Annotated in this window: 13 protein-coding genes and 1 pseudogene; 11 read left to right on the plus strand and 3 right to left on the minus strand. The window is 61.1% G+C overall.

Annotation, left to right across the window (positions count from 1 at the left end):
* Positions 1 to 350, plus strand: a pseudogene (locus tag F475_RS24585) (hypothetical protein); the annotation flags it as partial.
* Between the two features lie 50 nt (positions 351 to 400).
* Here F475_RS24585 and fdhA read toward each other — a convergent pair.
* The gene (gene fdhA / locus F475_RS24590; RefSeq protein ID WP_018927872.1) at positions 401 to 1600 is read right to left on the minus strand and encodes a formaldehyde dehydrogenase, glutathione-independent; all 1200 of its coding nucleotides are present in this window, start codon (positions 1598 to 1600) and stop codon (positions 401 to 403) included.
* Between the two features lie 390 nt (positions 1601 to 1990).
* Between fdhA and F475_RS24595 the strand changes: the two genes are divergently transcribed.
* From F475_RS24595 to F475_RS24605, 3 genes are all read left to right on the plus strand, one after another.
* A complete protein-coding gene (locus F475_RS24595) occupies positions 1991 to 3253 on the plus strand; it encodes a serine hydrolase (RefSeq protein ID WP_111454913.1) in 1263 nt (420 codons plus the stop codon).
* A 117-nt stretch (positions 3254 to 3370) separates the two neighbouring features.
* On the plus strand, positions 3371 to 4708 hold the full coding sequence (locus F475_RS24600; RefSeq protein ID WP_111454914.1) for an alginate export family protein: 1338 nt from the start codon (positions 3371 to 3373) through the stop codon (positions 4706 to 4708).
* A gap of 39 nt (positions 4709 to 4747) precedes the next feature.
* The gene (locus tag F475_RS24605) at positions 4748 to 5851 is read left to right on the plus strand and encodes a polyamine ABC transporter substrate-binding protein (RefSeq protein ID WP_064617327.1); all 1104 of its coding nucleotides are present in this window, start codon (positions 4748 to 4750) and stop codon (positions 5849 to 5851) included.
* A 78-nt stretch (positions 5852 to 5929) separates the two neighbouring features.
* On the opposite strand, the gene F475_RS24610 is transcribed toward F475_RS24605, so the two are convergent.
* Positions 5930 to 6541, minus strand: coding sequence for a TetR/AcrR family transcriptional regulator (locus F475_RS24610; RefSeq protein WP_018927876.1), 612 nt, complete (start codon positions 6539 to 6541; stop codon positions 5930 to 5932).
* Between the two features lie 217 nt (positions 6542 to 6758).
* Positions 6759 to 8534 carry a sigma-54-dependent Fis family transcriptional regulator gene (locus F475_RS24615; protein ID WP_111454915.1) on the minus strand — a complete coding sequence of 592 codons (1776 nt, stop codon included), beginning with the start codon at positions 8532 to 8534 and terminating at the stop codon, positions 6759 to 6761.
* Between the two features lie 293 nt (positions 8535 to 8827).
* Here F475_RS24615 and F475_RS24620 point away from each other — a divergent pair, with 293 nt between their 5' ends.
* The 7 genes from F475_RS24620 (at position 8828) to F475_RS24650 (ending at position 19023) form a co-directional block, all read left to right on the plus strand.
* Positions 8828 to 10303 (plus strand): benzaldehyde dehydrogenase, encoded by a 1476-nt coding sequence (locus tag F475_RS24620; RefSeq protein WP_111454916.1) that lies wholly within the window; start codon positions 8828 to 8830, stop codon positions 10301 to 10303.
* Between the two features lie 71 nt (positions 10304 to 10374).
* Positions 10375 to 11142, plus strand: coding sequence for a coniferyl-alcohol dehydrogenase (locus F475_RS24625; protein WP_019578612.1), 768 nt, complete (start codon positions 10375 to 10377; stop codon positions 11140 to 11142).
* A gap of 79 nt (positions 11143 to 11221) precedes the next feature.
* Positions 11222 to 12871, plus strand: coding sequence for a DUF1302 domain-containing protein (locus F475_RS24630; protein ID WP_018927880.1), 1650 nt, complete (start codon positions 11222 to 11224; stop codon positions 12869 to 12871).
* 15 nt (positions 12872 to 12886) lie between these two features.
* On the plus strand, positions 12887 to 14248 hold the full coding sequence (locus F475_RS24635; protein WP_018927881.1) for a DUF1329 domain-containing protein: 1362 nt from the start codon (positions 12887 to 12889) through the stop codon (positions 14246 to 14248).
* Between the two features lie 70 nt (positions 14249 to 14318).
* A complete protein-coding gene (locus F475_RS24640; RefSeq protein ID WP_111454917.1) occupies positions 14319 to 15419 on the plus strand; it encodes a YCF48-related protein in 1101 nt (366 codons plus the stop codon).
* Between the two features lie 52 nt (positions 15420 to 15471).
* On the plus strand, positions 15472 to 17895 hold the full coding sequence (locus F475_RS24645; RefSeq protein ID WP_111454918.1) for an RND family transporter: 2424 nt from the start codon (positions 15472 to 15474) through the stop codon (positions 17893 to 17895).
* A 144-nt stretch (positions 17896 to 18039) separates the two neighbouring features.
* Positions 18040 to 19023, plus strand: coding sequence for a helix-turn-helix domain-containing protein (locus F475_RS24650; RefSeq protein ID WP_111454919.1), 984 nt, complete (start codon positions 18040 to 18042; stop codon positions 19021 to 19023).
* The last annotated feature ends 39 nt before the right edge of the window (positions 19024 to 19062 follow it).

The raw sequence follows: 19062 nt of genomic DNA on the forward strand, positions 1-19062 counted from the left end.
TGTCGCAATTGGCCGGCGCCACGCTGCAGGTTCATAGCCGCATCGATAACTACATCAAGGTCGGCGACCCGTCTGAACCGCAACCTTACGTGCATGCGCCGACGGTGCTGATGGAGTTGTCCGGCGATGAGTTGCTGGTGCAATCGCAAGTGAGTGAAGAGTTGCCGGGCGCGGAGTTGAAGGTGTCCCTCGAAAGGACAACCGCTGCGCCGCTGCCTCGTGAACTGCAAGGGCAAATCGAGCTTGCCCGGTTGAATCTGGAGCAGGGGCGTGAACATCCATTATTCATCTGCGCCCGGCAGCGCGATCAATCCCGAGTCTGGACCTCGGCGCTGTTTCTTACGTTATAAACGGCCATAAAAAAGGGCAGCTCAAAGCTGCCCTTGTCCCAACCCATTCCTTAGGCCGCGGTAAACAGCTTGTGCGGATCCATGACGAATTTCTTCGGCGCCCCGGCATCGAACTCGTGGTAGCCACGCGGCGCGTCGTCCAGGCTGATCACCTGCACGCCGACGACCTCGGCAATCTTGATCCGGTCCCACATGATCGCCTGCATCAGCTGACGGTTGTACTTCATCGTCGGGGTCTGGCCGGTGTGGAAACTGTGGGACTTGGCCCAGCCGAGGCCGAAACGGATGTTCAGGCTGCCATGCTTGGCGGCTTTATTGACCGCACCCGGGTCTTCGGTGACATACAGACCGGGGATACCGATATTGCCGGCGACCCGCACCACGCCCATCAGCGCGTTGAGCACATCGGCCGGGGCCTCGTGCTGCGCGCCGTCATGGCCGTGGCCACGGGCTTCGAAGCCGACCGCATCGACCGCACAATCGACTTCCGGCTCACCGAGCAGGTTGGCGATTTGCTCGTGCAGCGGAGTGTCCAGGGTCAGGTCGGCGATCTCGAAGCCCTGGGCCTTGGCATGCGCCAGGCGCAGCGGATTGACGTCGCCGACTATCACCACCGCCGCACCCAGCAGACGAGCGGAGGCGGCGGCAGCCAGTCCGACCGGACCGGCGCCGGCGATATACACCGTGCTGCCAGGGCCGACACCGGCGGTCACCGCGCCATGGTAGCCGGTCGGCAGGATATCGGAGAGGCAGGTCAGGTCGCGGATTTTCTCCATTGCCTTGTCGCGGTCGGGCAGCTTCAACAGGTTGAAGTCGGCATACGGCACCAACACATATTCGGCCTGGCCGCCAACCCAGTCACCCATGTCCACATAGCCATAGGCACCGCCGGGGCGCGCCGGATTGACCGTCAGGCAGACGCCGGTGTGCTGCTCCTTGCAACTGCGACAACGGCCGCAGGCGACGTTGAACGGCACCGATACCAGGTCACCGATCTGCACGTTTTCCACGTCACGGCCCTTCTCGATGACCTCGCCGGTGATCTCATGGCCAAGCACCAGCCCGACCTGGGCCGTGGTCCGGCCACGCACCATATGCTGGTCGGAGCCGCAGATATTGGTCGAAACCACGCGCAGGATCACGCCATGGTCAATGCGCTTGCCGCGCGGGTCTTCCATTTTCGGATAGGGGATGGTTTGCACCTCGACCTTGCCTGCGCCGAGATACACGACACCACGATTACCAGACATGATTTCACCTCGCTTTTGTTGTTGTGAGAACACGGCCCTTGTACTGCGAAGGGTCGCGCGGCCTTACAGTGCGGCGGTAAATGTCTTGCGTTTGCGCGTGAATGCAGATGGGTTGGAAGTCACCTTCCAACGATGCGTGATAAGCAGTCATCGTATTGATCCTACGCCTGGTATCAGCACCCTGCGAGGGCATTTAGCACCCAATTACCCCCCCGGTTGGCAGGGCTGTCGCAGGAGTAACGGGCGCTGAACGCCGTGTTTGCCCCCCCATCAAAGCACAGCGCTTAAAATATTTTTATCTGATAAATGTTTTATTGACTAAAAAATAATACCGGGTAATTATTTCCCTGCATCTGCTTTCACGCAGAGTCATTTTGCAGGGGAAACCCGATGAGTCAGAACACCGTGCCGTTGTTGGCCAGTCTTTACATCGAGACGAATGAATCGTCACTCCACAGGCGCTTGGCGCCTTTGTTTATGCAGGGTTTTCCGGCCGAGCCGAAACGCCGCGTCACCTGGAACAACTGGATGCGTCCACCGTTCAATCAGTGGGGGTTCCGCAATCTGGCGCGCCTGCGTCCCTCCATTGATGTGGAGGCGGGTGGCGGACCGGTCAGCGTCTTGAAGGAAGCACCACAAGCGCTGGACGAACTGCACTTCGACAGTGAATGTGGCTTGAGCGTCAGTGTCATCGATCATCTGGTGGTCAGTCAGACCGACGCCTTTTTGGTGATGCAGGGCGACACCGTGCTGTTCGAGCGTTACTTCAACGGCCAGCGTCCCCGGGACCGGCACGTCATGTTCTCGGTGACCAAGTCGCTGATCGGCACCCTGGGGGAGCAACTGGTCTGCGATGGCATCCTCAATCCGGAGTTGCCGGCGGCGTTTTACGTGCCCGAACTGTTGGGCAGCGCGTTTGGCGATGCCACGGTGCGCCAGCTGTTCGACATGGCCGTGGGCATCGACTACAGCGAAGTCTATGACGATCCCAACTCCGAGAGCTCGCAGTACGGCTATGCCTGCGGTTTCCAGCCGGCACCTGCGCAGTACGCTCAGTTCGAGTCGCTGTATCAGTACCTGCCGTCGCTGAAAAAACGCGGCAGTCATGGCGGCTTTTTCCATTACGTGACCGCCACCACCGAAGCCCTGGCCTGGGTCATGGAGCGCGCTTCGGGCAAGGCTTGCAATCAATTGCTGCAAGACATCTGGAGCCAGTTGGGGTGTGAGCGCGACGGCTACTTCATGGCCGATCCTTGGGGGCGTAGCGTTGCCGGTGCCGGTTTCAACGCCACCTTGCGAGACATGGCGCGGTTCGGTCGGCTGCTGGCCGACGACGGTCGCCATGATGGGCTGCAATTGCTGTCGACCGAGACGGTTGCACGCATTTGCGCCGGCTCCGATCCCGCGATCTACGCCAAAAACTCCGAGTTCTCCCAATGGACCCCTGACGCCTCCTACCGCAGCCAGTGGTACGTCTTCAACGACCACAGTCAGGCGATCATGGCCGGCGGTATCCACGGCCAGTACCTGTTCGTCGATAAGCCGTCCGGTGTGGTGATCGTCAAGCAGTCATCGCTGACCGAGGCTGTCAGCCCGTTCGATGCTGACAGCGTGCGCATGCTGCGTGCCATCGCCGCGCACCTTACTCACTGAAACGCCTCATAACGACAAGAAGTTTGCGACCTATTCGCCTGGCTCGACCAGGTGTTGGCGGCGCTTTGCGCCGCCATTCACTGCCCTGTAACAACAATAATCACACAGGAGCTTCATATGGTTCTCATGACGCGTTTCTCTCGAACGCTCTTAGCGGTCAGCTTACCCCTGACCGCCCAAGTCGCACTGGCGGGCTACACCTTCGAGGATGGCAACCTCAAGGGTGAGGTCAACTTCACTGCCGGCGGTGCGACCCTTTCCACCCGTAACGTCAACTTCGGCAGCGGCCGCGTCGATGCGCGCAGTGGCAAGAATGGCGGTACGAAAATCGACTGGCAGGAGCTCTACGTCAAGCCCGGCGTCAAGCTGGAATACGCCCTGCAGCCAGACTTCAGCCTGTTGGCCGGTGGCTCGCTGGTGGCGGCGACCACCTTTGGCGACGGCGATGCCGGCGGCTTCACCCGCAGCTCTGATGGTGATGTAGCCACCGAAGAACTCTACGGTGGTTTCCGGGCCGGGGAGTGGACGCTCACAGCCGGTCGCCAGAACTACATGATCGGGACCGGCTTCATCGTCATGGACGGTAACCTCGACCAACTCAAGGACGGCGCCTACTGGCTTGGCCCCAGAACCGCCTTCAAGGATTCGGCCATCCTGGCCTGGGATCATGGCGCATTGAAGACCCAGGCCTTCACCTTGCGGGTCGATGACGATCTGGGTGACTTCCGCATGACCGGCGCTAACCTGGACTACAACCTCGACGACCAGGTGACACTGGGGGCCATGGCGATGAAGGTCAACGCGCTGGGGCCCAAGGGCAGTACACTGCCACGACGCCGGGACGGGATGCAGGTGTACAACGTGCGTGCGTTGAAGGCCAAAGTACCGGGCGTGCCGGACTTGACCCTGAATGCCGAATACGCCGTGGAACGGGGCAGTGGTGAAGGCGTGGATTACGATGCCAACGCCTGGTACGGTCAGGCGGATTACGCCTTCAACACGTTGCCGCTGACCCCGGTGATCGGCTATCGCTACGCCAGTTTTTCCGGCGACGACAACCTCGCCGACAACCGGCAGAAAGCCTGGGAGTCACTGAGCAAGGGCTTCGTCGACTGGAGCACCTGGCTGGTGGGGGATGTCGTCGGCAACTACCTGCTGTTCAACAGCAACGAAAACGTCCAGCAGTTCTCGCTCAAGACCCACCTCAATGAAACGCTGACCCTCGGCGCGATCCACTATCAGTTCTGGCTGGACGAGAAAAACTACATGGGTGCGCAGGTCAGCGATCGGCGCTTTGCGGACGAGAGTGTGGTTTTCCTCGACTGGACCCCGACGCCGTCGTTCTATACGTCGCTCTCCTATAACTGGGTCAAGCCGCTGGCCGCCGCCAGGCAGGTGTTCGGCGATGACCAGAAATTCAGTGCGCTGGAACTGTACTTCACCTACCGCTATTAAGTGCCGCGAGCCTTCGCGGCCGCGCAGGAGTGCTTCACCATGAACACGTTTTTGCGTAACACCTTATTGGGCGCTGTAGTGTCGTTGCTGGCCAGCGGTGTGTGCCTGGCTGAAGAGCGCACGGTGCGGATCTACAACTGGATCGAATACCTGCCACCTGAAGTGCTCAAGAGCTTCCAGGAGGAAACGGGCATCCGTCCGATCTACGACGTTTTTGACAGTGTCGAAACCCTGGAGTCCAAGCTGCTGACCGGCAATTCCGGGTATGACGTGGTGTACCCCGGCAGCGCCAACCTGAGTCACCTGATCGCCGCCGGTGCCGTCCAGCCGCTGGACCGCAACCAGCTGCCGAACTGGCGGCACCTGGACCCGGAGTTCATGAAAACCCTGGAAGCTGCCGGTGATACGGGCAACCGCTACGCAGCACCGTATCTATGGGGCACCACGCTGATCGGCTACAACGTCGACAAGGTTCAGCAAGTCCTGGGCGCCAATGTGCAGATGAACACCTGGGACATGATCTTCAAGGAAGAGAACCTCGCCAAGCTGGCCAGTTGCGGTGTCGGTTTCCTCGACGCGGCCAATGAAATCGTGCCCATCGCCTTGCACTACAAGGGCCTCGACCCCAACAGCCAGAAGCGCGAAGACTACCCGCAGGCCCAGGCGGCGATGATGAAGATTCGCCCGCACATCACCTACTTCAACTCCTCACGCTACGGCATGGACCTGGCCAACGGTGACATTTGCGTAGCCGTCGGCTGGTCGGGTGGCGTGGCGCTGGCCAAGCAACTGGCCGATGCGGCCGGCAAGGGCGTCAGGGTGGAGATGGCGTTACCCAAGGAAGGCGCGCCGATGTGGTCGGACGTGATGATGGTGCCGACCAACGCCCCCCATACCAAAGAAGCTTATGAGTTCATCAACTACATCCTGCGCCCTGACGTCATTGCCCGGATCAGCAACAAGATCGGTTACCCCAATCCGAACAAGGACGCCACCGCACTGGTGAACGCCGAGATCCGTAATAACCCCAACATGTATGTGCCGGACGAAGCGCGCAAAACACTGTTCGCTCTGCAGCCCATGCCGGCAGCCGTGGAGCGGATCCGCACCCGCACCTGGACCACCATCAAGACCAACCGCTGATCATCGTGACGCCGGGCTCGCCAGCGATGACGCGCCTCGGCTATGGCATGCAGCCAGTCTGGGAGGAGGCTGGCGTTCTCAGGCCCGCATTCCGTAAAAGAGCAGCTCGGTGATACGCCTTACCTGGGCGGAGTGTGACTCGATGTCCGGCTGTTCCTGGTTGACCAGCCTGAACAACTGCAGGTGTGAGTAGTCGTTCAACAGGAAGGCGGCCAGGTCGACGTTGAGGTCGGCGCGTAGCTTGCCGGCCTGTTGCAGTTCTCTGAGTAAACCGCTGATTTCGGCCCTGAGCGCATCGTTCATGGCCCGATAACCTTCGGGCAGTCCGTTATCACCACCAAATAGAATCAACGGCAGCAGTTCACGCCAGAGACTGGGATGCATGACTTCCAGGGCGTAACCGGTCAGCAGGCGTTCCAGGTAGCACAGGGCGTCGACCGGATCCTCAATTTCAGGGATCTGGTTGCGGGTGTCCTTGAGTGCGCGCTGGTCGGCGTCGTGCAGGATTTCCAGGATGATTTCCTGCTTGTTGCCGAAATACTTGAACACGGTGGGCGCCGACACCCCAGCCTGGTTGGCGATCTGTTCGATGGTGGTGTTCTGGAAACCTTGACGCTCGAACAGTTCGATCGCCGCCTTGCTGATGGCTTGGCGTCGTTCGACTTTCTGACGTTCACGCAGTCCGCTCACGGTTGATCCCTTGTCGCTATGAATAAAGGGGGCGCATGTCGCCCAATCATCCATGCAAAATACTTAATCGGGTAAAACTTTTAAAGCGCTAATTTCTGTAGTGCGCGTTTATCCCGGAAGCGAAAAGTCTCGTTGGCTGATGGCGAGCGTCCTCAGGCTTAATAGTTAATTTTATTAATCTTTTACGCACTGTTCAGCGTGCATTGACCCGCCTGAATCAAGCCGATGCCTGTCGGTATTTTTTCAGTCGATAGGCAAACTGCGCACGACTCAAACCCAGCAGTCGCGCGGCAGCGGCCAGATTGCCTTGGCTTTTTTGCAGCGCTTCATCGATCAGGCGCGACTCCAGCCCTTCAATGGAGAAGCCGTGTTCCAGGCGAGCCAGGGTCTCCAGCAAGGCCGGGCGAGGCTGTGTGCCGGCGGGACTCTGGTCGGTTGCGGCGAGGCTGCCATTGTCGTCCAGAGAGTACGCATCCTGCGGCATGGGTTCGTTGCGAAACAGGTGGACCAGATCGATGGCTTGGCCGTCTTCGCTGGCGATCAGGCCGCGCTCCACCAGGTTCTGCAGTTCCCGTACGTTGCCGGGGAAGTCATAGCGCAATAACACCTTGAGTGCGCGCATGGTCAGGCCGGCGGGTTTGCGGGCGTAGGCCTGACAGAAGCGCCGCAGGAACGCGTTGACCAGCAACGGAATGTCGTCGCGACGTTCGCGCAGCGGTGGCAGCACGATGGGGTAGACATTCAGCCGGTAGAACAAGTCTTCGCGAAATTCTCCGGCCGCCACGGCTTTGCGCAAGTCGACATTGGTGGCCGCCACCACCCGGACGTCGACCTTGATGGGCTGGCCACCGCCGATGCGCTCGATCTCTCGCTCCTGCAATGCACGCAGCAACTTGCCCTGACCCGGCAGGCTGAGGCTGGCGATTTCGTCGAGAAACAGCGTGCCGCCCTGGGCGCGCTCGAAGCGTCCGGGGCGCGAATGGGTCGCGCCGGTGTAGGCGCCACGCTCGACACCAAACAGCTCAGCCTCGATCAGATTGTCCGGGATGGCGGCGCAGTTGAGCGCCACGAAAGGTGCTTGATGGCGTGGGCTGAACTGATGCAACTGACGGGCGAACAACTCTTTGCCGACCCCGGACTCGCCGCTGAACAACACCGTGGCGGGCGTCGGCGCCACGCGCTGCAAGGCGAGGGTAGCGGCATTGAAGGCCGCGCTGGCGCCAATCGGTTTTGGCCCGCCGGGGTTTTCGCTGTCGTCATCCTGGGGGGCGGGCGCCGGGGCTTGAGGCTGTTTGGGCTCGGCGCTTGAGGGTGAGGCGGTGAGATAACTCAGGTCCTGCTCGACATCGCCCCATTGCTCGGCGGTCTTGCCGATCACCCGGCAGCTCTCATGGCCCATGCCCCGGCATTCGGTTTCGCGGAAGATCACCAGACGGCCGAACAGCCCGCTGACATAACCGATGGCATAGCCCAGTTCGGTCCAGCACACCGGATCCTGGCCGATCCCGTAGGCGGCGATATGTTCGTCGGCCTCACAGGAGTGGTGCCAGAGGAATTCACCTTCATAGAAGCCTGAGTCGGCGTCGAATTTGAAGTGCAGGGGTTCGACCTTGGTCATGCCTTCGAGTGTATGCAGACGCGTGCCGGCCGAGAAAACCGCCGCGGCGTCGGCGTCCGGCCAGCGCTCGCGGATCAGTCGCGCATCGCGTGCGCCGGAGAGATAGCCGGTGCGGGTAAACAGGCCGCGGCTCTGTTCCAGTCCCTGGCGCTCGATAATTTCCCGTCGCAGCGCGCCGAAGGATGAGCTGTGCAATAGCAGCATGCGCTGGTCGTTGAGCCAGATACGTCCGTCAACAGGGGAAAAGAACAGGCATTCGGTCAACTCGGCCAGGGTCGGTGAGTTGCCTTCGGCCAGTTGGGTACTGTCGCCTCGGGGCGAGAAATGCTCCTCCTGCACGGCAAGATGAGGAAGCAGCGAATGGGGATTGTTCATTGTTATGCCCCTGAGCGAGTCGACTGATCGAAATGATCAACTAGCAAAACAGTTATTAAACATAACTTTATCATTTGGACAAGTGGCGAGCTGCCGGCTGTACGCCAAGCACCTTGTCCTATTCGCAAACACCCCTCTACAGCCCGCAGGCCAGAGCCTTCGCCACTTGAAATGCGGCGCGACGCAGGAAGTCGGCACAGCCCTTGCTCTAGCGCTTTCACCACGCAGACGCCTTGCATCGTTTTAGCAAGGCCGCGTCAGGCAATGACAAACACAAGAGCCGGGAGACCGAAATGTCGGTAAGTGAACCATCTGATTTTCTGCGGGACGAGCCATGGCGTGAACGCATCTTCAATGGCGACTGGCTACGTCCATTGGGCGGCAGCCATAGCGTCATCGAACCGGCCACCGGCGAGGTGTTGACCGTCACCGGCTTGGCCGATGCAGCGGACATCGCGTTTGCCAGCCTGAACGCTGCTCGTGCTCAACCGGCCTGGGCGGCATTGGGGCCACGGGAACGCGCAGAGATCTTTCGTAAAGCTGCCGCACTGGCCCAGCAACACTTTGCCGAACTGGCGTTGTACATCGCCCGGGAAAGTGGCGGCAGCCTGTTCAAGGGTGAACATGAGGTCCGTGAGGCGATCGTGTTGCTGCATCAGGCGGCCGGGCTGCTGTCGCAACCCCATGGTCTGGTTCTGCCGAGCGAAGCGGGGCGTTTGTCCTATGCACGCCGATTGCCCCATGGCGTGGTCGGGGTGATCTCGCCGTTCAACTTTCCCCTGGTGTTGTCCCTGCGTTCGGTGGCGCCGGCGCTGGCGGCGGGCAACGCCGTGGTGCTCAAGCCCGATCCGCAGACCCCGGTCAGTGGCGGTTTCATCATTGCCCGGTTGTTCGAGGCGGCCGGTCTGCCCAAGGGTTTGCTGCAGGTGTTGCCGGGTGCAGCGCCAGCCGGAGAAGCGCTGTGCCGCGATCCGCATGTGCGGATGATCGCGTTCACCGGCTCCACCGCAGCGGGGCGCAAAGTCGCGGAGCTGGCTGGGCGTCATCTAAAAAAAGTCGCCCTGGAGCTGGGCGGCAAGAACTCGTTGATCGTGCTCGAAGACGCCGATCTCGAACTGGCGGCCAGCAACGCCGCGTGGGGTGCCTGGCTGCATCAGGGGCAGATTTGCATGGCCACCGGACGCATCCTGGCCCATGAGTCGATTGCACAAGAACTGGTCCGCCGGTTGGCAGAAAAGGCACGGGCAATCACGGTCGGCAATGCCGCTCGCGGTGAGGCGGTGCTGGGGCCGTTGATCAACAAACGCCAGCTGTTGCGAGTGCATGAAATCGTCACGGAGAGTGTGACGGCCGGGGCAACTCTGCAAGCCGGCGGCGAGTATGAGCAGCTCTTCTACCAACCCACGGTGCTTTCCGGTGTGCGCCCGGGCATGCGTGCGTTCGACGAGGAAATCTTCGGCCCGGTGGCCACGGTGGTGAGTTTTGCCAGCGACGATGAGGCCATCGACCTGGCCAACCGCACCGAGTATGGCTTGTCCGCGGGGATCATTACGCCTTCGGTCGGGCACGCGATGGCGATGGGCGAGCAACTCAATTGCGGGCTGCTGCACATCAACGACCAGACAGTGGCCGACGAATGCATCAACCCCTTCGGCGGACGCGGCAGCTCAGGAAATGCCGGCAGCGTAGGCGGCCCGGCCGACTGGGATGAATACACCCAATGGCAATGGGTGACGGTCAAGGATAAGGCGCCGCGTTACCCGTTCTGACGGGCCGGTTTTGCCGGGCCGACAAGGTAGGTCGGCCCACCGAGTACACAAAAATAATAAGAGGACTCAACATGAAACTCGACAACAAGATTGTGCTGGTGACCGGCGTCTCTTCGGGTATCGGCGCGGCCACGGCAAGCCTGCTGCGCAGCCACGGCGCCCACGTGATTGGCGTGGACCTGAAGGCGCCGCACATGACCCTGGATGGTTTTGTTCAGGGCGATCTGAGCAGTGCCGAGAACATCGACCGGTTGCTGGCGCAGCTACCGGCACGGATCGACAGCCTGTGCAATATCGCCGGGGTGCCGGGCACTGCAAACCCGCAACTGTTGGCGCGGGTCAACTACCTGGGATTGCGCCACTTGAGCAGCGCGTTGCTGCCACGCATCAACGCTGGCGGCAGCATCGTCAATATCGCCTCGATCCTCGGCGCCGAGTGGCCGTTACGTCTGGAACAGCACAAGGCGCTGGCGCGCATCGAAGGTTTCGCCGCCGGGCAGGCCTGGCTGGCCGAGCACCCGGTACCGGACCAGACCTGCTACCAGTATTTCAAGGAAGCCTTGATCGTCTGGAATTACCTGCAGGCCCAACCCTGGTTTCTCGAACATTCGGTGCGCATGAACAGCGTCGCGCCAGGTCCGGTTTTCACGCCGATCCTCGGCGACTTCGTGAGCATGCTCGGTGAGGCCCGAACCCAGGCCGATGCCCATCGCATGAAACGCCCCGCTTATGCCGATGAGGTAGCGGCGGTGATCGCTTTCCTGTGTGCCGACGAGTCGCGCTGGATCAACGGCGTCAACCTGGCCGTCGATGGCGGATTGGCCTCCACCTACATCTGAAATGCACACCAGTAGACGGCGGCGCAAGCCGCTACCTGTGGCGAAGCCATGCCAAAAATAAAAATAATGAGGAGCGTCCATGGACAACGTTAAACGTTGCTTTCGTTTCAAGCATTGCGCCCTGTTTCTGGCGTTATGCAGCGCCGGTGTGATGGTCGAAAGGGTCGAGGCCATGCAAATGGACCTTGGTGATTCCGACTGGAAACTGCGTTGGGACAACACCATCAAGTACAGCCAGGCCTGGCGTCTTCAGGGGCAGGACAGCCGATTGGTCAACGCACCGACCGCCAACGGCCTGTATCCCTCGATCCAGAGTCAGGGCGATAAAAACTTCAGCAGTGGCCTGGTCTCCAATCGTCTGGACCTGTTTTCCGAAATGGACCTCAGCCGGCAAAACTATGGCCTGCGCGTGAGCGGCGCAGCCTGGTACGACGATATCTACAACAAGGGCACCGACAGCAGCGAGCAAACGCATTTCCTCAGCGAAACCCGCAAGCTCCACGGTCGCGACGCGGAAATTCTCGACGCCTTCGTGTTCCTGCGCGGTGACCTCGGTGAAGACTCCCAGGGCGTGGTGCGTCTGGGCCGACACAGCCTGATCTACGGCGAAAGCCTGTTCTACGGTGGCAACGGCATTGCCAATGCCCAGGGCCCGACCGATGTGGTCAAGTTGCTCAGCGTGCCGGGGACCCAGTTCAAGGAGATCCTGCGTCCGGTCAATCAGATCTCCGGGCAGTTGCAGATCAACCCGCAGTTGTCGGTGGGCGCTTACTACCAGTTTGAGTGGGAACGCTCCAATGTGCCCGGCGCCGGCAGCTACCTGAGCGATATCGATGCCATCGGTTACGGCAGCGGTTCACTGCGCGAAGTGTTCGGCAACGACACGGTGAATGGCGGTGATTTGAAACCGCGAAATTCGGGGCAGGGCGGTATGCAGATCCGCTTCAAGCCGACCGGCACCGAGCTGGAGTTGGGTTTCTACGCTGCGCAGTATCACGACAAAACCCCGACCGGCCTGTACGCCTACCTCGACGGTGCGGCTGCGGCCGCCACCGGGTTGCCGATCCTGAGTTCCTATCGTCAGGTCTACGCCGAAGACATCAAGACTGCCGGCGTCAGCTTCTCCACCGCTTATGGGCCGTTCAACTTTGCCGGTGAAACTTCCGTGCGCTGGAACGCGCCGCTGGTGAGCAATCTGCAAGTGGTGGCCCCTGGCGTGGCGGCCGATGGCGACGATAACTCACTGTTTGCCAGGGGCAAAACCGCTCACGCCAACCTGTCGGCGATTTACCTGTTATCGCCCACCGCATTTTGGGATGGCGGCTCGGCACTGGCCGAGCTGGCCTGGAACCGCACCCTGAGCGTGACCGAGAACGCCGCCGCGCTGGATGCCAACACCACCCGCGATGCTACGGCACTGCGGGTATTGGTGGAGCCGGCGTACTTCCAGATTGTCGACGGGATCGACCTGACCGTGCCGATCGGCATGGGTGTGGTACTCGATGGGCGCTCTTCGGCGGTCAACAAATCGGGCTTCGGCAATACCCATTCCGGCGACTGGAGTGTCGGGCTCAAGGCCACCTACCTGCAGCGCTGGGATGTCGGCCTGAACTACGTGAACTTCTTCGGTGCCCCAAAAGCCGGGCTACGCGAGGACGGCAATTTCAGTTACGGGCAGTCGTTGGCCGACCGCGACTTCGTCTCGCTCTACGTGAAAACCTCATTCTAATAAGGTGGATTCGCCATGCAGAACAAAGCATTTCTCAACACTTGCGTCCTCACCCTGGCCCTTGCCGGCATGAGCCTGGCGCAGGCGGCCGTGTCGCCTGAGCAGGCTGCACGTTTGAAGACTGAACTGACACCCCTTGGTGGCGAGCGCGCCGGCAACGCCGATGGCAGCATCCCGGCCTGGCAAGGTGGTTACACCAAGGTCGCGCCTGGCTACAAGCCAGGTGACAAACGTCCCGATCCATTCGCCGGTGAAAAACCGTTGTATTCGATCAAGGCCTCGAATATGGAGCAGTACGCCAATGTATTGGCCGAAGGCACCAAACTGCTGCTGAAGAAATACCCGGACTATCGCCTGGACGTCTACCCGACCCATCGCTCGGCGGCAGCCCCGCAATGGGTGTATGACAACACCGGCAAGAATGCCACCCGCGCCACGCTGGACGTGGCGAGCGAGAAAGTCACCGGCGCCTATGGCGGCATTCCGTTCCCGATCCCGGAAAACGGTACGCAAGTGCTGTGGAACTATCGATTGTCCTGGCAGGGCGGCGACACCATCAGCTCGCCTTTCGATACCTGGCTGATGACCGCCGGCGGCAAGAAAGTCCAGGCAACCCGCGCCCAGTACACCTACCAGTTTCCCTACTACGTCGAAGACGGCAGCCTGGAAAACTTTTCCGGCAAGTACCTGGTGGGCAAGCTGCTGACCGAGTTGCCATCGTCCAAGGCCGGTGAAGGCCTGATGACCCATTGGGACCTGGACCCGGCCAACCGCGCGGCCTGGCAGTATCTGGTCGGCCAGCGCCGGGTGCGTCGTGCGCCGAACATTGCCTACGACACCCCGGACTTCGTGACCTCGGGGGTCGGTCTGTTCGACGAAGCGTTCATGCTGTTCGGGCCTACCGATCGCTATGACCTCAAGCTGATGGGCAAGAAAGAACTGATTGTCGCCTACAACAATAACCGCGCCGGCCTGGCTAAGAGCGACGACCTGGTCAAGCAGAACTTCCTCAATCCTGACCTGGTGCGTTGGGAGAAACATCGGGTCTGGGTGGTCGAGGCCACGCTCAAATCCGGCAAGCGCCATGTGGTGCCGCGTCGCACCTACTACATCGACGAAGACTCCTGGCAGATCCTGATGGCCGACGGGTATGACGCGCAGGGCAAGCTCGGACGGCAGATGTATTCGCTGACGCTGCTGGCGCCGGACCTGCCGGCCCTTACCGCGCAGGTCATGTGGGGTAGCTACAACCTCGACACCGGGGCTTACTTCCTCAACTCCTCGAGCAACGATCTGGCGGTCCAGTACCAGAAAGTCGCGAAACCTTCGGCGTCCTATTTCACGCCGGATGCCATGGCCAACGAAAACATGCGTTGAACCTGAGGGGGCCGTGGTGGGTGAGGGTGCGCGCTACGGTCGCTTGTGACTTTGCGAGTGGGATACCGACATGATGGTGCAAAAACGCTATGCGGGCTTCGGCCTGCGCCGGGGCGCCTGCGTCCTGGCATTGGGTTTGATGGCGTGTGTATTCAGCGCCCAGGCGAATACGTTTGCAGTACTGCAGCAGCCGGCACTGCCGACCGCCAAGGCCCAGCGCGCGGCATTGCTCGGGCTGACCCGGGCCGGCGAGCGACTGGTGGCGGTCGGCGAGCGCGGGATCGTGCTGCTCTCGGATGACGCTGGAGTGAATTGGCGCCAGGCCAGTGTGCCGGTCAGCGTCAGCCTGACGGCGGTGCAGTTCGTCGATGCCGAGCAGGGTTGGGCAGTCGGTCATCTGGGCGTGGTGTTGCACACCGAGGACGGCGGTGAAACCTGGCACAAGCAACTCGACGGTGAACGCGCCGCCGCGCTGGCGGTGCAGGCCGCTGAGCGCGATGCCGATCAGCCGGGCGGCGCCGGCAACCTGGCGCAGGCCCGGCAGATGCTCGACGACGGACCGGACAAACCGTTCCTCGACCTGTACTTCAGTGACCGCCTGCATGGCTACGTCGTTGGCGCCTATAACCAGATCTACCGCACCGACGACGGTGGGCGAAGCTGGCAGCCGTGGATGCAGCATGTGGACAATCCGCAGGGCCTGAACCTGTATGGCATTCGCGTCTCGGGCAACGATTTGCTGCTGGTGGGGGAGCGCGGTTTGCTGTTGCGTTCGACCGATGCCGGGCATTCATTCCAGGCCTTGAAGTCACCTTATGAAGGCAGCTTTTTCGGCCTGTTCGGCACCCGCGGCGGCGCCTTGATTGCCTATGGTTTGCGCGGTAACGCCTGGTGGTCCGATGACCGTGGCGGCAGTTGGCGACGCCTCGACACCGGCATCGAATCAACACTGGCGAGCGCCATCGAACTGCGCGATGGCAGCCTGCTGTTGGCCAGCCAGGGCGGCGAGCTTTTATTCAGCCATGACCAGGGTCGTAGCTTCGACAAACGCCAGAGCCGCAGCGGCGGGACTGTCGCTGCCGTGCAACAGGCGGCCGATGGCAGTCTGGCCAGCGTTGGTTTGAGCGGTGTGGCCGCTGACCAGGATCCACGAGCCTCTGGCAAACCTTGAATCTTCACGGTGCAGCGCTATCGGGCCACGGCCCGTGCAACAGGAGTCAGACTTGAAAGACGACAAAACCCAAACCGTGATCGGCCGCCTGGCAGACTTCGACCAGGCGTCGGGCAACTTCGCCGAGCGGGCGATCTTCAACCATCGACCGCTGGTGATCCTGCTGTGTCTGCTGGTGACGCTGGTGCTCGGCTGGCAAGCCACGCGCATCGGCATCAATGCCAGTTATGAGAAAACCATTCCCACGGGGCATCCCTATGTCGCCAACTTCCTGGAGAATCGCAGTGAGTTGAGCGGCCTGGGCAACTCGCTGCGGATCGCCGTGGAGGTCAAACAAGGCAGCATTTTCACCAAGGACTATCTCGACACCTTGGCCAGGCTCAACGACGAGCTCTATCTGCTGCCGGGTGTCGACCGGCCCTACATGAAATCGCTATGGACCCCGACCACGCGCTGGACCGCCGTGACCGAGGAGGGGCTTGATGGCGGCACCGTGATCCCCGACGACTACGATGGCTCGGCGGCCAGTATCGAACAGGTGCGGACCAACGTCGCGCGTTCCGGTGAGGTCGGTCAATTGGTGGCCGGCAACTTCAAGTCCAGCGTGATTTTCGTGCCGTTGCTGGACATCAGTCCGCAGACCGGCAAGGCCCTGGACTACGGCGAGTTTTCCCGGCAACTGGAAGCCCTGCGGGACAAGTACCAGAGCGATGACCTGCGGATTCACATCACCGGTTTCACCAAAATCGTCGGCGACCTGATCGAGGGGCTGACTCAGGTCTTGCTGTTCTTCGTGGTGGCGGTACTGGTGACGGTGTTGGTGCTGTTTGGCTATACCCGCTGCGCGCGCAGCACGCTGGTGGTGGTGACGTGTTCGCTGGTGGCGGTGCTCTGGCAGCTGGGTCTGCTCGCCACCCTCGGTTATGAATTGGACCCGTACTCGGCGCTGGTGCCGTTTCTGGTGTTCGCCATTGGCATGAGCCACGGCGCGCAGAAGATGAACGGCATCATGCAGGACGTCGGTCGCGGCACCCACCGGGTGGTGGCCGCGCGTTATACCTTCCGCCGACTGTTCGCGGCCGGCATGACCGCGTTGCTCTGTGATGCGGTGGGCTTCGCGGTGCTGCTGCTGATCAATATCCGGGTGATTCAGGATCTGGCGATCACCGCCAGCCTCGGCGTGGCGGTGCTGATTTTCACCAACCTGATTCTGTTGCCGATCCTGCTCTGCTATATCGGTGTCAGCCCGGCAGCGGCGCAACGCAGCCTGAGTTCGGAAAACGCCGAACTGCAGGCACAGATCAAGCATCCGTTGTGGCGCGTGCTCGATTTGTTCACCCAGCGGCGCTGGGCTATTTGCGCCATGCTGGGCGGTCTGCTGCTGGCAGCGTTCGGTTTTGCCGTGAGCCTGCATCTGAAGATCGGCGATCTCGATCCCGGCGCCCCGGAGTTGCGGGCTGACTCGCGCTACAACCGCGACGCGCTGTTCATGACCCAAAACTATGCGGCCAGCTCGGATATTTTCGTGGTCATGATCAAGACTCCGGAAGATCAGTGCACCCGTTACGCGAGCCTGTCGGCAGTGGATGCGTTGGCCTGGCGGCTGGAGCAATTGCCAGGCGTGGAGTCGACCACCTCGATGGCGGCGCTGAGCAAAATCGCCACGGCCGGTTACAACGAAGGCAACTTCAAATGGTATGAGCTGATCCCCAATGATGGTGCGCTGGGCGCCGTGCAAACCCGTGCTCCGCGGGAGCTGTTCAATCAGGGCTGCTCGATGTTGTCGCTGTACGTTTACCTGGCCGATCACAAGGCCGATACCCTGAGTCGGGTGGTGGAGGCCAGCGAGAAATTCATCAGCAAGCATCAGATGCCAGAGGTCAAATTCATGCTCGCCGCCGGCAGCGCCGGGATCGAAGCCGCGACCAATATCGTGGTGAAAAAATCCATGCGCGAGATGCTGTTCTGGGTCTACGGCGCGGTCAGCCTGTTGTGCCTGCTGACCTTCCGCAGCTGGCGTGCAACCCTTTGCGCGATGCTGCCGCTGATGCTCACCTCGATTCTGTGCGAGGCGCTGATGGTGGGACTGGGCATGGGGGTGAAAGTGGCGACCCTGCCGGTAATCGCACTGGGCGTGGGCATTGGCATCGACTACGCGCTCTACGTCTTGAGTGTGATTCTGGCCCGCATGCGTGCCGGCGACACCCTGGCCCAGGCGTATTACCAGGCGCTGCTGTTCACCGGCAAAGTGGTGTTGCTGACCGGCATGACCCTGGCGGTCGCAGTGTCGACCTGGGCGTTCTCACCGATCAAGTTCCAGGCCGACATGGGGATTCTGCTGGCGTTCATGTTCCTGGTGAACATGCTCGGCGCCCTGATCCTGCTGCCGGCCCTGGCCTGGCTGTTGCTGCCGCAGAAGGTCTTCGCAAAAAAGCCTGAAGCGAGCCTGCATGGGCTGTTGGTCAAGGAGGGCTGAGGACTCGGCAAGCGCTACACGAGGACGGGGACAGTGAGGACCGACTAGCCGTTTTCGGCACAATTGCGCCAATGCCTGTTACGGCGGAATGGAACTTGCCTCCCCAACGGCCTGCAAGCCTTGTGTGCCCAACAGGAAAGGTCCATGAATAACAATAACCCTAGCGTGGAAGGCGCCACCGGTACGCCGGACATGACTGCGGCGATTCATCGTTATCGCACCAACGACATCGATCAGCACGCACAGAACATGGACGGCTGGCAGGTACGCTATGACCAGCTGACGCCCGGGCGCTTTGAAGGCGAGTTGATCGAGTTTCGCGCCGGATGGATGCAACTGGCGCGCGACCGCTCTAATCAGGCGATGCTCAAGAGTGGCAGCGCCTGGAAGGGAGCCATCACCTTCAGCGTGCCGCTGAGCGCTCAGGGGGCGGTGTTTTGTGCGGGGCATCCGATTCATGATGCGAGCCTGTTGGTGGCCCATGGTGATCACTTGCCCGATCTGCGCACGCCCGAACATCTGGATCTGTTGGGGGTGGCGGTTGATGTCCAGGCCCTTGAACATGTGCTGGAGCGCCAGGGCGCCCGGTTTCAAATTACCGATCTTCCCAAGTGTTACCGTCTGGGGGCTTCCTCGGTGCAGGCTGAGTTGGCGGCGCTGTTCGACGAGCTGGCCGCTGCCGATCAGGGCCACGACACCCTGCTGGGCTATGAGGCGATCCGTCATGGCATTCGCGATGCCGTGATGGTGCAACTGCTGGAGCTGGTCGCGCCGGATCAGGCCGCGCCCCTTAACCCGACGGCGCGCAAACGCATGGTCGATCGTGCCAGGGAATACGCGTTGGGGCATCTGGACGAACCATTGTCGATCCTCGATCTGTGCAATCACATCGGCGCCAGCCGACGCAAACTCCAGTACTGTTTTCAGGAAACCCTGGGTATCAATCCGGTGGCGTATTTAAGGGCGTTGCGCCTCAATGCAGTGCGTCGTGAACTGCGTGACAGCCCCCATGAACATGGGGTGCAAGAGGTGGCGGCGCGTTGGGGCTTCTGGCACCTGAGTCGCTTTGCCAGCGATTACCGCACACTGTTCGGAGAGACGCCCTCACAGACCTTGCGTCGCCATTAACTGTGCTGAAAACGGATAACCCGCCTACCGGAGTCGTTA

The sequence above is a fragment of the Pseudomonas sp. URMO17WK12:I6 genome, assembly GCF_003253625.1.
Classification (GTDB): Bacteria; Pseudomonadota; Gammaproteobacteria; order Pseudomonadales; family Pseudomonadaceae; genus Aquipseudomonas.

What these genes read in the sequence shown, in the direction of transcription:
- fdhA (WP_018927872.1), bottom strand. Translation starts at nt 1,600, where the DNA reads ATGTCTGGTAATCGTGGTGTCGTGTATCTCGGCGCAGGCAAGGTCGAG.
- F475_RS24595 (WP_111454913.1), top strand. Translation starts at nt 1,991, where the DNA reads ATGAGTCAGAACACCGTGCCGTTGTTGGCCAGTCTTTACATCGAGACG.
- F475_RS24600 (WP_111454914.1), top strand. Translation starts at nt 3,371, where the DNA reads ATGGTTCTCATGACGCGTTTCTCTCGAACGCTCTTAGCGGTCAGCTTA.
- F475_RS24605 (WP_064617327.1), top strand. Translation starts at nt 4,748, where the DNA reads ATGAACACGTTTTTGCGTAACACCTTATTGGGCGCTGTAGTGTCGTTG.
- F475_RS24615 (WP_111454915.1), bottom strand. Translation starts at nt 8,534, where the DNA reads ATGAACAATCCCCATTCGCTGCTTCCTCATCTTGCCGTGCAGGAGGAG.
- F475_RS24620 (WP_111454916.1), top strand. Translation starts at nt 8,828, where the DNA reads ATGTCGGTAAGTGAACCATCTGATTTTCTGCGGGACGAGCCATGGCGT.
- F475_RS24625 (WP_019578612.1), top strand. Translation starts at nt 10,375, where the DNA reads ATGAAACTCGACAACAAGATTGTGCTGGTGACCGGCGTCTCTTCGGGT.
- F475_RS24630 (WP_018927880.1), top strand. Translation starts at nt 11,222, where the DNA reads ATGGACAACGTTAAACGTTGCTTTCGTTTCAAGCATTGCGCCCTGTTT.
- F475_RS24635 (WP_018927881.1), top strand. Translation starts at nt 12,887, where the DNA reads ATGCAGAACAAAGCATTTCTCAACACTTGCGTCCTCACCCTGGCCCTT.
- F475_RS24640 (WP_111454917.1), top strand. Translation starts at nt 14,319, where the DNA reads ATGATGGTGCAAAAACGCTATGCGGGCTTCGGCCTGCGCCGGGGCGCC.
- F475_RS24650 (WP_111454919.1), top strand. Translation starts at nt 18,040, where the DNA reads ATGAATAACAATAACCCTAGCGTGGAAGGCGCCACCGGTACGCCGGAC.